The organism is Pseudoalteromonas tetraodonis (assembly GCF_002310835.1).
Lineage (GTDB): Bacteria > Pseudomonadota > Gammaproteobacteria > Enterobacterales > Alteromonadaceae > Pseudoalteromonas > Pseudoalteromonas tetraodonis.
Genome location: NZ_CP011041.1, coordinates 588,576 through 604,026 on the forward strand (window position 1 = coordinate 588,576; position 15,451 = coordinate 604,026).

11 protein-coding genes are annotated in these 15,451 nt (G+C 39.3%); 8 read left to right on the forward strand and 3 right to left on the reverse strand.

Annotated elements, in window-relative coordinates:
• Positions 1-8: 8 nt before the first annotated feature.
• From PTET_RS02770 to PTET_RS02780, 3 genes are all read left to right on the forward strand, one after another.
• Positions 9-992, forward strand: coding sequence for a DNA topoisomerase IB (locus PTET_RS02770; protein ID WP_096038167.1), 984 nt, complete (start codon positions 9-11; stop codon positions 990-992).
• A gap of 213 nt (positions 993-1,205) precedes the next feature.
• Positions 1,206-1,700 carry a general stress protein gene (locus PTET_RS02775; protein ID WP_013464109.1) on the forward strand — a complete coding sequence of 165 codons (495 nt, stop codon included), beginning with the start codon at positions 1,206-1,208 and terminating at the stop codon, positions 1,698-1,700.
• Between the two features lie 118 nt (positions 1,701-1,818).
• Complete coding sequence (locus tag PTET_RS02780; protein WP_090494678.1) at positions 1,819-2,412, forward strand: acyl carrier protein phosphodiesterase; 594 nt, start codon at positions 1,819-1,821, stop codon at positions 2,410-2,412.
• A 23-nt stretch (positions 2,413-2,435) separates the two neighbouring features.
• Here the strand turns inward: PTET_RS02780 and PTET_RS02785 are convergent, their stop codons facing one another.
• Entirely contained in the window at positions 2,436-2,744 is a 309-nt protein-coding gene (locus PTET_RS02785; RefSeq protein ID WP_010390782.1) for a hypothetical protein, read from the reverse strand.
• A gap of 173 nt (positions 2,745-2,917) precedes the next feature.
• Between PTET_RS02785 and PTET_RS02790 the strand changes: the two genes are divergently transcribed.
• Positions 2,918-4,030, forward strand: a complete 1,113-nt coding sequence (locus PTET_RS02790; protein ID WP_090494674.1) for an efflux RND transporter periplasmic adaptor subunit — start codon at positions 2,918-2,920, stop codon at positions 4,028-4,030.
• A gap of 21 nt (positions 4,031-4,051) precedes the next feature.
• Positions 4,052-7,213, forward strand: a complete 3,162-nt coding sequence (locus PTET_RS02795) for an efflux RND transporter permease subunit (RefSeq protein WP_096038168.1) — start codon at positions 4,052-4,054, stop codon at positions 7,211-7,213.
• A gap of 65 nt (positions 7,214-7,278) precedes the next feature.
• Here the strand turns inward: PTET_RS02795 and PTET_RS02800 are convergent, their stop codons facing one another.
• Both PTET_RS02800 and PTET_RS02805 read right to left on the reverse strand, forming a co-directional pair.
• A complete protein-coding gene (locus PTET_RS02800) occupies positions 7,279-9,459 on the reverse strand; it encodes a GAF domain-containing hybrid sensor histidine kinase/response regulator (protein WP_096038169.1) in 2,181 nt (726 codons plus the stop codon).
• Positions 9,460-10,008: 549 nt separating this feature from the next.
• On the reverse strand, positions 10,009-11,703 hold the full coding sequence (locus PTET_RS02805) for a GGDEF domain-containing protein (protein ID WP_024601244.1): 1,695 nt from the start codon (positions 11,701-11,703) through the stop codon (positions 10,009-10,011).
• Between the two features lie 220 nt (positions 11,704-11,923).
• Between PTET_RS02805 and PTET_RS02810 the strand changes: the two genes are divergently transcribed.
• From PTET_RS02810 to kynU, 3 genes are all read left to right on the forward strand, one after another.
• On the forward strand, positions 11,924-13,225 hold the full coding sequence (locus PTET_RS02810; RefSeq protein ID WP_024601245.1) for a metal-dependent hydrolase family protein: 1,302 nt from the start codon (positions 11,924-11,926) through the stop codon (positions 13,223-13,225).
• Positions 13,226-13,350: 125 nt separating this feature from the next.
• Positions 13,351-14,184 carry an alpha/beta hydrolase gene (locus PTET_RS02815; RefSeq protein ID WP_024601246.1) on the forward strand — a complete coding sequence of 278 codons (834 nt, stop codon included), beginning with the start codon at positions 13,351-13,353 and terminating at the stop codon, positions 14,182-14,184.
• Positions 14,185-14,186: 2 nt separating this feature from the next.
• The gene (gene kynU / locus PTET_RS02820; RefSeq protein ID WP_013464117.1) at positions 14,187-15,422 is read left to right on the forward strand and encodes a kynureninase; all 1,236 of its coding nucleotides are present in this window, start codon (positions 14,187-14,189) and stop codon (positions 15,420-15,422) included.
• Positions 15,423-15,451: the final 29 nt, after the last annotated feature.

Sequence of the window (15,451 nt, forward strand, 5' to 3'; positions counted from 1 at the left end):
GGAATAAAATGAAACTAATTTATGTCGATGATAACTTGCCGGGCATTACTCGAAAGAGGCATGAAAACCAATGGGTTTATTATGATCCTGCAGGAAAGAAAATACATGATAACGATGAAATAAAGCGGTTAGACAATCTCGCTTTTCCCCCCGCATACAAAGATGTATGGTTATGTCCAGAAGAAAATGGGCATATTTTAGCTACTGGCTACGACAGCAAAGGCCGCAAGCAATACTTTTATCATCCCGAGTTTAGGGAGCAGCAAGAGCTTAAAAAGTTTGAAGCATGTGCTTTATTTGGAAATAAACTGCCTTTGTTAAGAGCAAAACTATCGGAATATTTGCGAGGTAATGAGCTTGATTACCAGCGCACAATTGCAGCCGTTGTACGTTTAATGGATCTTGGAGCCCTGCGCGTTGGCTCTAAAAAAAATGCCAAACATAATAATAGTTTTGGTGCTACAACATTGCGTAGCCGGCATGCAAAACTAACGGGTAAAAATATTCGCTTAAAGTATAAAGCAAAATCCGGTAAGCAAAGAGAAGTGAACATAACAGATAAAGTGCTTAGCTCTATCATACAGCAGTTGCAAGATTTGCCTGGGCAGAGCTTATTCCAATATATCGATGAAGGCGAGTATTGTGATGTTACCTCCAAAGAGGTGAATGAGTTTATTCAAAGTGTTATGGGCGAGCAATTTAGTGCAAAACATTTTAGAACATGGCGGGCCAGTGTTTTGGCATTTGAAGTCTTACATAAATCAAACGGCCAGCTTTCGCTTAAAGATATGTTAGATAGCGTTTCAAGTAATTTAGGGAATACCCCAGCAATAGCTCGTAATTCATATATTCATCCAAAGTTGATTGAGCTGTGTAAAGGAGGCAAGGAAGCTCTAAAGGACTTTAATAACTTAGACAAACTACCCCGTAAGACTAAGTACCTGAGTCGCTATGAACGTGGGTTGTTGATATTTTTAGAAGAACAATGCTAATAACGTTAGTCTCTTTGTAATTCTACTCATATTTCAATCGCTTGAGTGATACCTATGTGTGTGAACTTTTTACAACTTCTAGCAACTTTTACTTTAAAGCCTAGAGTTTTACTCTACTTTTTTATTTATCTAGCTGATTTTAAAGGATTAAAACTTTGGTTTGAATGTTGCTAATTACTAAGCGTACTTTCTTAAACAAATAAAGGAGTTATTATGAGTACTGTTATTACTGGGTTATTCGATAATGCATCACAAGCAACATTAGCAATTTATAGATTAGAAGCTTTAGGTGTAAGTGAGGCGGATATAAGCATTGTCGCTAACGACTCGTATACAAAGGAAGACTTTGCTGTAGATGAAGGGACCAAAGCTGCAGAGGGCGGTTTGTTGGGCGCTGCATCTGGTGGCGTGTTAGCGGCAATTATTGGTGGTTTTACCGCTGTTGGAGCAGTCGCTTCTGGTGGTGCCGGCTTATTAGTTGCAGGTCCTTTGGTTTCAGCACTTGCAGCTGGTGGCGCAGGTGCTGCCGTTGGTGGGACTTTAGGCGCAGCAATCGGCGCATTTATTCCAGAACATGAAATTAAGTATTATGAAGACGCAATTGAGAAGGGTTCAATACTCGTCGGTGTTAAATATAACAGCGATAACAAAAATAGTGTTGAAGAAATTCTTGATAATGCTGGTGCAAGCAAGGTTTCAAAAGCGTAATATTTTAGAATGCGCTATCAGTATCTAAAATGTATAAAGGTGGAACTGCGTTCCATCTTTTTACGTGTTTGAATTTAAAACTATCTGAGTTTGGTATATTAATCTATATTGGCAACCAATGAATTACTTAGCCCACCTTTATTTAGCACAGCCTACGGCTGATTCTCATTTTGGCAATTTGCTGGGAGATTTTGGTGGCCAACGACAGGTAACGCATCTACCTACAACTGTAAAAAGTGCGCTAGATAACCATTATTTAGTGGATAAATTTACTGACACACATCCATTAGTAAAAGAAGCTAAGCAGCTTTTTTCAGCCAAGCGCAGGCGCTTTGCAGGTGTGGCAGTTGATGTGGTGTTTGATTATTTTCTTATTGCGCATTGGCAGCAGTTTAATAACCAATCACTAATTGATTTTAAGCACACCAGTTATGACCTTTTGGACAGGCGTATACCTGTAATGCCACAGAAAATGCAGCGTGTAGTAACCAGTATGACGAAAAACGATTGGTTTAAGGAGTACGAAAGCATTGATGGGGTAGGGCGGGCGCTTGATAATATTGCTAAACGTATTCGCTTTACTAATAATTTTGCAGGTACCGCTGAAGATATAATCCGCCATTATAGTGAGCTAGATGAGCTCTTTTTAGCGTTTTTCCCTGAGCTGATTAAGCACGTTAATGAGTTTAATTTGGAAAGCGCACCAAAGTAGAGTGCGCTTACAAAATAAGTGGTTTAGTCGTCTGGTCCTTTTAGGGTAAATACTAAATGTTTGCGCATATCTTTTAAAATTACGCCTTTTTTGAGCATGGCACCGCTTAAGCGTTTTTGCCACTTTAGTAGCTCCGGCTCTGCGGCTGTAAGTGCTTGTTGGTTTTCAAATTGAAAACACATTAGTAAAGAACCTGGAAATAAATGATATTCCACATCAAACCAGCATTGCAGCATACCTGGGATTTCAGCGCGGCCTTGCTCTTCTATTTTGTCAGCAACATTGAGAACGAGAGCTTGTTGTTTTACTTGCACAGCAGATAGTTTTTTCATGTGGAGATCCAATTTAGAGGCTAAAAATACAGCCGGAATATTGCATTATACCCAAGCTTTCAGGGTGATAACAATGTTAGCCATACTTTAAATTAGATGGCTCACTGTGAATATTGATTGTGGTTAGTTTGGTAGTACAACCAGTTTGAATACACTATTTATCAAGGGAAATTATGAATTATATAGCTGTTTGTTTCGTTATTATTTTTATGTTGTCAGGGTGCTCTGAAGAGCAAGTTTCTGAGCAAAAATTAAAACCTGTTTCTGTCATAGAGTTAAATAAAACTAAATCGTTTGATAGTCGTATTTTATCAGGTGTTATCCAACCTGCTAACACAGCCACTTTAATGTTTGAGGTTAGCGGAAAGGTCGAAGACGTTTTTTTTGAAATTGGTGAGGCTTTTGAAAAAGGTGAGCCGTTAGCTAGGCTGGAACAAACAAAGTATTTATTGGCAGTGCAAGAGGGCGAAGGGCAGGTCTCTAATGCGAAGGCTATGCTGCTAAATGTTAAGCAAGATTTTGAGCGCAAAGCATCACTGGTTGATGATGGCGCTGTGTCACGCGCGCAATACGATGTAGCAAAGTCGCAATATGAGAGTGCCAAAGATAAAGTCGAGATTGCTAAAGTTCGACTAGCGATGGCAAAAGAAGAGTTACAAGATACCACGCTAATTGCGCCCTATGCAGGGACTATTTCAAAACGTAATATTGAACCTTCACAACAGGTAAGCCCAAATACGTCTGCATTTATAATTCAAGGTAAAGAAAATTTTGAAGTCTCTACCCTTGCCCCTGAAGCGATTCTCTCCTCATTAGCTATTGATAAGCCTGCTAAAGTGACTATTTCAGCATTAGATAAAACGTTGAATGCCAAAATTAAAGAAATTGGCACAGCTGCTCAAGGCGCGAATGCGTTTCCTGTTATTTTAAAGATATCTGAAAATGATGTTGCAGACATTAGAACGGGTATGAGTGCTGAAGTACAATTTAAACAACAGCAGGAAGCCACAGATGCTTTTGTAGTACCTGTAAGTGCCATTATGGCGCAAGAAAATAATCAGCATTTTGTTTTTAAGCTGTTACCTACAGCGCAAGCTGAATCACAACAAGCAGGTTATGTTTTACAAAAAATAACCGTGGACGTAGTAACGTTTTTTGCGCAGAAAGCGCAAATTAAAGGCGATTTAAAAGAAGGGGAGCGAATTGTTAATGCGGGAATGGCTTTTTTACACGATGGGCAAAAAGTGACGCTTATCGAGGGTGAAATCAAGCGCCTTAATCCATAACCCGTGACGGAGATTTAAACGATGAAAATCCCTACTATTTCAGAGCTTGCTCTTGATCATAATCGCTTGATGCTGGCCATCGTCTTTGGCCTTATGCTATTTGGCGCATTTAGTTATTATCAACTACCCAAACAAGAAGATCCTAAAATAAAAATTCGTGAGGCGGTTGTAACAACCGCTTACCCTGGCATGAGCGCAAAAAAAGTAGAGCTGTTGATCACTAAAACACTCGAAGAAGCGATACGTGAAATGCCCAGTATTGCCGAAATTCGCTCAGTATCTATTCCAGGCCGCTCTATTATTCACGCAGAGCTCAAGCAAAGTGTTGAGCAAAGTGAGTTTGATCAGCAGTGGGATATCCTGCGCGATCAAATTAACGCGGTTCGAGGCGAGCTACCCAGTGGTACTTTACCTTATGTAATTAATGATGATTTTGGTGATGTTGCCGTGTTAACGGTGGCACTTATTGCAGATCCCGCTTATAGCATGGGGGATCGGCAAGATGTGGCGCAACATATTGCTGATATGATGCATCAAGTCGAAGGCACAAAAAAAATTGATATTTTGGGTATTCAACAAGAGCGTATTTTTATTGAAACTAAAAACGCTAAGCTCGCTCAATTAGGGATTGCACCCACACAATTGATTGCGGCTTTAAAAAATCAAAATATTATACGTCCCAGTGGCATTATTGATGCCGATGGTGAAAACTTTATTATCCAGCCTTCTGGGAATTACCAAAGCCTAGCTGATATACGCAATACGCTGATCACTGTTCCCAATCAATCACAAACCATCTTATTACGTGATATTGCTAAAATAAGCCGTGAAGTGATCGACCCCCCATCAAGAACAAGTTACTACAATGGCCGTCAAGCCATTATTTTTGCAATCTCTAAGGATGAACAAGCGGATGTGCTGAAATTCACTCCTAAAATGGAAGCGATGATAGCTCAAATTAATCAAACTATACCTGCGGGCTATCAATTAAAAAATATTACCCGCCAAGCCGATGTGGTTGCCGATGCTGTATTTGGTGTGAGCTTTAGTGTGTTACAAACCATTGTTGTTGTCTCTATTGTGGTTATTATGTTTTTAGGTCTACGCACCGGCTTAATTGTAGGTTCGATTGTACCTTCAGCTATTTTAATCACGCTTTCAATTATGAACTTTATGGGTATTCCGCTGGAGCGTATGTCGCTTGCCACGTTAATTATAGCGCTTGGGCTACTGGTTGATGATGGCATAATAATGGCTGAAGATTTCAAAAAGCGTATCGAAGAGGGCGAAACGCGTGACGAAGCTATTCGTAATACCTCGGGTACGCTTGCGATACCCTCTTTAACCTCATCGTTGACTACTATTCTTGTGTTTTTGCCATTGATGTTGGCGCAAAGTAGTGCGGGTGAATATACACGCTCTATTTCGCTGGTGGTGTTAATTGCATTGCTTATTTCATGGGCGTTGAGCCTAACCTTTACTACTTACTTGTGTCATCGCTTTGTGAAAAAGGAAACGAGGCAAAAGCAAAATATTATTCGCCGTAAAATTAATGGATTTTTCGATAGCCTTAGTCCGCTTTATGAAAAAGTATTAAGACGAATTATGCGCGCTCGCATAATTTTTGTTGTTGTGATATTAGGGCTGTTTTTTGTTGGTGGTTGGGCTATGAGTTTAGTGCCTGCTAAGTTTTTTCCAGACTCCGACCGCGCGCAAATTTTAGTGTATTTAGATATGCCAGCCGGCACGTCAATGCGTAAAACTGATGCAACGATACAAGCCATTTTAAAAAAATTGGATGATAAAGCGCGTTTTCCGCATATTAAAAAATATGCTGCTTATGGTGGATTTGGCGGGCCACGGTTTGTTTTGTCACTCACACCGATTGATCCTGAGCCTTCAAAAGCATTCTTTATGATTGATGTTGGAGAGCGAAAACTAGCTGAGCCAACAATAAATAGCGTGCGCGACATGTTTGCTCAAGACTTTCCTGAAGTTATGGGGCGCGCTACTAAAATGTTTTTAGGGCCCTCAGATTCTTCACTGATAGAGATTCAAATTAAAGGCCCAGATAGTAATTATATTTATTCTATTGGCGAGGAAATTAAAACCTTATTGCGCAATACAGACGGCGCATTCGATATTAAAAGTGATTGGGAAAACCGCATTACTACACTTAAAGTTGAGGTTAACCAGCAAAATGCTCGTCGTGCTGGGGTTAGTTCAAACGATGTTGCCCAAGCATTAGAAACCTACTTTTCGGGACGCACAATCTCTGAGTTTCGTGAAGGTGATGACATATTCCCCATTGTATTAAGGGCACAAAACAGTGAACGTTACGATCTGGACCGTATTAACAGCGTAAATGTTTATTCTTCGGCTCGAGGCGTTAATGTTCCTTTAATGCAAGTGGCCGACATTCGCTATGAAACGCAATTTGCGCGTATTGCGCGTGAAAATTTATTTCGTACTGTAACAGTACAAGCTAAAAACCAGATTATGTCGGCGCAAAGTATGGTGCCATTAATTGAAGGAAAGCTTGATAAAATAAGAGAAAAATTACCACCTGGTTATGAAATAGAATATGACGGTGTAATTGGAGACTCTGCGGAATCGCAAGCGTCAATTTTAGCTAACTTACCGCTGTGTATTGCCATTATGGTGTTTATTATTATTGCGCAATTTCGCTCTTACCGTGCAACTAGTATTGTGTTTTTGACTGTGCCATTGATCATCATTGGTGCCGCTTTTGGTTTGTTAATTATGCAGGCAAATTTTGGGTTTATGGTTATTTTAGGTCTATATGCGCTTGCCGGTATTATCATTAATAATGCGGTTATATTAATTGACCGTATTAATATTGAACGTAAACAAATTGAGCACAGTGAACAACAAACCGCTGAGCAGTATAATCAACAAAATTATGAGGCGGTGATCAGCGCTTCTTTAAGACGTTTACGACCTATATTAATGTCTACTTGTACAACAATAATAGGCTTATTGCCGCTCATTTTATCTAAAGATGTTTTGTTTTATGGCCAAGCAAGCACTATTGCGTTTGGTCTTGCAATGGGAACAATTTTAACATTAGGGTTTGTTCCGGTTGTGTATACTTTTTTCTTTAAAATAAAGCCGGTTAAAGCAGATAAACAACAAACCCAGCGTGAGTTAGAGCAGGCTTAATACGAAGGGCTGATAATAGTTTTATCCCTATTTAGTGGTAATTTTAGCCACTAAATAGGCCTGTTTTATTCATGCTTTATTTGTTTAGATAAAAACAAGTTAGTAACGTCTGCGACTTTGATTAACGACTTTTTATCAGCTTGACTCCAAGTTACCTTTGAGCCCACACTTTCACAACAAATGACACCTAACGGTTTGCTATTAAGTGTATAAATGTAATCAAGTAAAGAATAAATATCGAGTGGCTCAAAGTAAGAGTGAGAGAATGGCTTGGTTACTTCGTTATTTCTGGCATCAGAAGCGTCGAGTACTTGGTTAGCTAAAATATAGTTGAAATAAGCAGGGGAGTTTTCTGTGTATAGAACAGTTCCACTTGACACGTCATTATTTTCATCAAGGCAAATTAAGCAATTTAATGTACTGTATTCCTTATTAAATAACCAAAGGCTCACTCGATTAGCATTGGGAATAAGCGCTTTTAACTCTTTGCATATTTGCTTTAGCTTCCGGTCGCTAGAAACATTAGGATCGCTAATTTTTACTGCTAAGTTTTTTAGGTTGAGGTTTTTAGGATTATAAACATTGAGTAAGCTATTGATCTTAGCTTTATCAAACGGTTTAGTTAAGTAGCCATCCATACCAATATCTAAATAATGCTCAATGTCTTGTTTTAGGGTATTTGCTGTCATAGCTATAATCGGAACGGTTTTACCTGTAGGAAGCGCTCTAATAGCTTGCGTAGCTTTTATGCCATCCATTTCAGGCATTTGTATATCCATGAAAATTAAGTCTACCGAGTGCTCCTTGAAGTACTTAACGCATTCTTTACCGTCCTCTGCGATAATTAAATTAGCATTATGTGCTTTGAGCATTTTGACAATAATAAGCTGATTTATTTTATTATCTTCGGCAATTAAAACAGTACTACCTTGAAGGTTTGTTATATCAGTGCACTGCTTCGAGGTTGGTGGCAATAAAGCAATCTCAAAGCTTTGCTCATAGGTAAACGTGGAGCCCTTATCTATTTTGCTGGTAAAGCTAAGGTGCCCCTGCATTAACTCACTTAAACGAGCGCAAATTGATAAGCCTAAGCCTGTGCCTCCATATTTCCTTGAGGTTGATGAGTCGGCCTGATGAAACTCTTTAAATAAATGCTCTTGAACATTCTCATTAATACCAAGGCCTGTATCAATAACTTCAAAGGTGAGTACTTGTGTTTGCAATGTACTATTTTTAACACTTATCTTCAGCTCTACTTGGCCAAAGTTGGTAAATTTAATCGCATTTGAGCACAGGTTATTTAAAATTTGCGAAATCCGAAGAGGATCGCCTTTTAAATTGTCTGCTATTTTAGGGTCTATCGATGTAATCAGCTTTATGCCTTTAGCAGATGCCTGCTGTAACTGGGGTTTTATTACATCGCTAATAACCTCATTAAGACTGAAGTTGATATGTTCAATTTCTAATTTGCCAGCCTCAATTTTAGAAAAGTCTAAAATATCGTTAACAATATTTGATAAGTAATGTGCTGACTTTAATATGCTTTTTAAGGTGCTGTTTTTTTCCTCTGTTGTGGTCTCTGAGATCGCAAACTCAGCTAAATTTAAAATTCCATGTAATGGGGTTCTCAGCTCATGAGTCATATTTGCCAAAAATTTACTCTTTGTGTTATTGGCGATATCCGCGGCTTCTTTTAACTTTTCTAGCTCTTTATTGTGCTCTTTTTGTTTTTCTAACGCCATAAACAGCTTTTTATTATTAAGCCGAAGCTCTAATTGCGCAATGACCTCTTTGCTCAAAACCGTGAGTGCATTTATTTGTTTGCTTGAAAGCTTTTTTGGTTTATCGCTAATAACACACAACGTACCTATAGCGTTTCCTCTTGGTGTGATGAGCGGTGCACCTGCATAAAAGCGAATATTTGGGTCGTTTGTAACTAAGGGATTATCGTGAAAGCGGGTGTCAGTAAGTGCATTTTGAACTTCGAATACTTGGTTTTCTAGAATTGCGTGAGAACAAAACGAGATATCTCGTGCGGTTTCGGCTACATCAATACCATGCTTTGACTTAAACCATTGCCTGTCAGGATCAACAAGACTTATTAGTGAGATTGGCGTTTCGCAAATATCAGATGCAAGCTGGGTTAAATCGTCAAAGGATTTTTCAGCTTCAGTGTCTAAAACGTCATACTCATATAAGTCTTTTAGCCGTGATAGTTCATCCTCAGGTGTTGACGCTTTTATCATTATGTAACCTTGTTTTTGTTATGCTTAACAATGAGTAATAGAATAAAAATAATAACGCATTGGCTAGGGTCTGTTGACCTTTCAAGGTTAAATTTGCAGCAGTCTGTTTGGCATTTAGGCAAGGCAGCGCCTATGTGGTGTGGTTGTTCCCCATAAATAGGCGATAACGCAGCATCAATACCAAACAGGCGCTGCCCGAAGGGTTCTGCCTAGGGGCGATTTACTCTTTGTTGCCTACATGGATGTAGGTAAGGGGCGTGAGCAGGACGCGGAAGCTTTGCTCGGTTTTTACTTAGCCCACTAGGTTACAAACCTCGCGCCGCGATTAAACCGCCCCTAGCTTGAACAAATTTTAATCCGCAAAGGTCAACAGACCCTAGTATAAAATGAAAAAATACGCGTTTAATGTCAATTTGCTTAAAGTGTATTTTTATTTACGAGTTTATCTGCTGTTGAAAATTTAAGCTAAAATATTGTGCTTAAGTATTTAGCTTATATGACCTTTTAAATTTTTACGAATTGATTTAAAGCAATCCGTCTTATAGCGAGTCAATCAACAATTTTATTTCGACCACTATTTTTTGCCTCGTATAAATAGTCATCAACGTATTTTAAGCTGCTTTGTAGGCTAATTGTGCCATCGTGGGTAAGCAGTCCAATACTGACAGTAAAGCTAATATTTTTATTACGATAGTAAACTTTATGTTCATTCACTGCGTTTTTAATACGCTCAGCGGCTTGCTTAGCTTCGGCTTTGTTTGTGTTAGGCATAATAATTAAAAACTCTTCACCGCCAAGGCGAAATACGGCGTCATTTTTTCTGGTGAGGCCATGTAAAATATTAGCGAGTTCTTTTAAACCCTTATCTCCAGCTTCGTGGCCGTAGTTATCATTTATGGCTTTAAAGTGATCTATATCGAGCATTAATAATGAAATATAGGTATTTTCATCTTGTGTTTTTAATAGCTCATCGGTAAGGAACCTGTATAAGGTTCGCCTATTTAAACATCCTGTAAGTGGGTCTACATTAGCCTGTTTTTCTAACTCTTTGTTAAGTGTAAATAGTTCTTGAGTGCGTGCCTGTATTCTTTGCTCTAAACTGGTATTAAGGGCTATGAGTTTGTGTTCTATGTTTATTTCTTTGCTTACATCGTTTTGCACCGCAAAGTAATAAGCGATTTTTCCATCTCTATAAATCGGCGATATTGCCAACTCATTCCAATAGGGTTCCCCACTTTTGGTGTAGTTTAAAATTCGGGTGCTTATAGGCAGCCCTTTTTTGAGGTGAGTTTTAAGTTTAGCTATCGTTTTTAAATCAGTGTTTTCACCTTGTAAAATAGAGCCGAGCTTTTTGCCTTCAACTTCAAAAAGGCTATACCCTGTCATTTTTTCGAATGATCCATTAACCCAAATAACATGCTTATTTTTATCGGCAATGACCATTCCTACCGTAGTTTCTTTGAGTGCGGTAACTAAAAAGTCTCGTTCAAGGGCTATTTTTTCACTTCCTGTTATATCCTGAAAAATGCCGTATAGCTTAGTAATTTCACCATTTTTATTTCTTGATACGTTACCGCTTGATATCACAGTGCGTTCTTGTTGGTCGTCATCTACAACACGTAATTTTATACAACTCCATTCTTGCCCCGTTAAAAGCGCATTTTCGACAGCGCTGGCTATTTTGGGCTTATCATCTGCATGATAAAAGTTTATTGCAGTATCTAACTGTGGTGAATAGCGACTAGGGGCAACACCATGGATAGTGTAAATTTCATCGGTCCAAAATAATTGGTTGCTATTACAGTCGAGCTGCCAATAACCTACTTTTAAAACTTCGCCTGCGTTTTCTATGATGGTTTGTAATTCGTTATTACTAATAACAGAGGACACTTGGGAAAAATGCTGGTTAAAAACTAAAACCATATATTGGTGTTGGTTTTGATCCACATTATGTAAGCAGCAATTCAGTTTAATAGAGTAATCGGTTGCAAATGTGAGCTCAATATCAAATTGGTCTAACTCATTATGTTGCGATTTTAGTGCGAGAATTTGTTGTTGTAATAGTGTTTTGCTTTGAGTTGTACAACAGGCATACAGGCTTTCAATGGTTGGCATGTTTTTGGTTGTAATATTTAGCTCTGACCACCCATCTGAGAGATAACTGAGCTGATCATGGTTATCAAATACCATTAAAAGAAAGTTGCATTTTTCTAGCAGTGCAATATTTATGTCTTTAATATCCATAAGCTCCCTACATATGAAAAGTATTACAACAATATGGTTGAGTATAGACATCTTCTTTTATTTTTTCCGTTTGAAGGCAGTGTAAATAGTGGTCAGAATTTTTACTAAAAACGTATTTCAGGTTTGTTTTTGTGACTTTCCTGATAAGGTATTGGTTGTATAACAATATTTTAACGTTATTTCGTTGCTGTTAACGAAAAGCGAATCATTGGAGATTTTCATGAGCATATTTCGATTGAGTGTTATTACCTCGATTTTTTTAGCCGCAAATTTTTGCGCCAGCAATGCACAAGCCAATACTAAAGTGATTCATGCGGGAGAGCTATTAAGCGTCCCTGGCGAAAAATCACAGCAAAAACAAACTGTAGTAATAGAAAATGGCAAAATAGTGTCTGTATCCGCTGGTTTTTTACCGGCCTCTCGATTTGGTGATGATGCCCAATTAATCGATTTATCGACCAGCTTTGTTATGCCAGGGCTTATGGATATGCATGTGCATTTACAAGGTGAGCTTGGGCCAGATAATAAAAAAGAACTGGTTGAAATGTCTGATGCAGATGTTGCAATGCGCAGTGTTCATTTTGCTAATAAAACCCTAATGGCGGGATTTACCACCGTGCGTGATGTAGGTAGCCAAAGCGAGCAAATGTACGCATTACGAAAAGGGGTGGCGAATGGTTGGGTTAATGGTCCGCGTATTATTGCCGGTGCTGGAGTTACTATTACTGGTGGGCATTTAGATGTTGATGGTATGAGTCCTGATTTACTCACCATAAAAACGCCACCAACAGTGTGTGATGGCGCAGTTGAGTGTCGTAAAAAAACACGTTATGCAATTAAGTATGGGGCGGATTTAATTAAAGTGGCCTCTACCGGTGGTGTGCTTTCTGATACCACCACGGGGACAGGTCAACAAATGGAAGACGATGAGCTCAAAGCCATTGTAAAAACTGCACATGGGTTAGGACGAAAAGTAGCAAGCCATGCCCATGCTGCACAAGGTATTAATGCCGCACTTCGTGCAGGGGTTGATAGCATTGAACACGGCAGTTACACCGATGAAGAGGGCATTAAGCTCTTTAAAGAAACCGGCGCTTACCTTGTACCAACGTTGTTAGCTGGCGATACCGTGGTTAATATGGCAAAAAATTCAGATTTTATGTCTGCACCTATTAAGGCTAAAGCAACGAGAGTGGGGGGTGATATGCTCAACAACTTTACTAAGGCTTACAAAGCCGGCGTTAAAATTGCTTTTGGTACTGACAGTGGCGTATCAAAGCACGGTATTAACGCAAAAGAAGCCGTATTGATGTATGAAGCCGGTATGAGTACCTCCGATATTTTAAAGTCGGCAACCGTCAATGCTGCTGATTTAATTGATATGAGCCAGAGTTTAGGCACTATAGAGCCTGGTAAGTTTGCCGATATTATTGCCTTAGATTCCAGCCCACTTAGCGATATTAGCGCTTTAATGGATGTTGATTTTGTGATGAAAGAAGGCGTAATTTTCAAACAACAATAAACACTATATTTATTTTATTATGAATGACGTTATAACGCTGGTAGGTCGTACAACAGAATGTTTGTAGACGATTGACCAGCGTTATTTTGTTATACCGTTTTTAGGTAAAAAGGAAGTAGTTTATTTTGAAGAGCTTAGTGGTTTTATTTTTTAGTGTATGGCCTTTGTTAGCAAATAGTGCCTCGCAGCAACCAGTTGAATTTCCTGATGTTGAAAATAATGTGGCTTATGCAAAAGTAGCTTCATTGGGATTTAACTTAGCCGATGAAAAAATAGCCTACGGCAGTGATGAGTCACAGTACGCATTACTTTGGCGCGCAAAGCAAGCACTGGTGCAAACGCCGTTAGTTATTTTACTCCATGGTGGCTGTTGGCTTAGTGAGTACGATATTAAACACACGTATGCGTTAAGTACGGGGCTTGCACAAGCTGGTTTTAATGTGTGGTCATTAGAGTATCGAAGAAGTGGTACAAGCGGTGGTGGCTGGCCTGCAACGTTTAATGATATAAAAGCCGGTATTTTAGCGGCAAGTACTTACAATAATGGCGAGTTTAAATTAGCTGACTCGGTTGCTGTAGGGCACTCTGCTGGTGGACATTTAGCACTGCTTGCAGGTGGTGAAATAAGCCAGCTTAAAGGCGTTATTGGCTTAGCCCCTATTACTGATATAAAAGCATATGCACGTGGTAATAACAGCTGTCAAAAAGTGACAAAAGATTTTATGCAAGGTATGCCAACTGATAAACCTAAGGCTTACACGCAAGCTAACCCGAGTGAGCAGCCACTTCATCCCCAAAGCATTATTTTACAAGGCGACAAAGATGCCATTGTCCCCGCTTTTAATTTAGCGCAGCTTAAACGCCCGGTGGTGATGCTCGAAGGCGTGGGGCATTTTGATTGGATCCACCCAGGAACTGAGGCATTTAGTACACTAATAAAAAATTTAAATGAGATATAAAAATGAATTTTAATGAGATTGTAGCGCTTGATAAAGCCGATCCGCTGGCTAATAAACGCGATGAATTTGATTTACCCGCAGACACTATTTATCTCGATGGTAATTCACTAGGTGCCTTGCCTAAAGCCGTTAAGTCGCGCGTGGCAGAGGTGGTAAATCAACAATGGGGTAGTCACTTAATTAGAAGTTGGAATGATCACCAATGGATTGATTTACCCACTCAGGTAGGAGATAAAATAGCGCCGATTATTGGTGCTGCAAAAGGCCAAGTAATTTGTTGTGACTCTATTTCAGTTAACTTGTTCAAGCTGTTAAGTAGTGCGTTATCGTTAAGCCCTGGCCGAAATGTGGTGTTATCCACGCAAGATAACTTTCCAACCGACTTATACATGGTACAAGGGTTAAGTCACTTATTAGGTCCTGACCTATGTCAGCTTGAATTAGTAGCAGAGCAACACATTGAACAAAGCCTTAGCGATTCAGTGGCGGTGCTGCTATTAACGCAGGTGAACTTTAGAACCGGGCAGCTATTAGATATGCAAAAGCTGACCAAGCTTGCTCACGAAAAAGGCATTTTAGTGATATGGGATTTAGCCCACAGCGCGGGTGCTTTACCTATTGAGCTCGATAACTGTAATGCAGATTTTGCTGTTGGCTGTGGCTACAAATACTTAAACGGTGGCCCGGGCTCGCCTGCATTTTTATATGTGGCAAAACGTCATCAGACTAGTGTAAAGCAGCCACTATCAGGTTGGATGGGTCATGCTAAACCATTTGCTTTTAATGCTGAATATCAGGGCGCTGATAATATAAATCAGTATTTGTGTGGCACACCCAGTGTGATTGCTATGAGTGCGTTAGATGCCGCCCTTGATGTATGGCAAGATGTAGATATTTCTCAAATAAGAGAAAAGTCGATTGCACTTGCCGAGGTATTTATTAAATTGCTACAAACACATTCATGCTTAAGTGATTTGCGTTTATGCTCTACTGAAAATGCCTGTCAAAGAGGTAGCCAATTGGCATTTTCACATACAGACGCGTTCGCTATATGCCAAGCGTTAATTGAAAAAGGGGTTATTGCTGATTTTCGTGCGCCCAATATATTACGCTTTGGTTTTACACCTCTTTATACCTCATTTGAAGATATATGGAATGCGGTCACGATTTTGGCTGAGGTGGTTAAAACCCAGCTATATACTCAGCCACGTTTTAATTTAGCAGGTAAAGTAACGTAACGTTATGATGAGCCATTATTCAATAATGG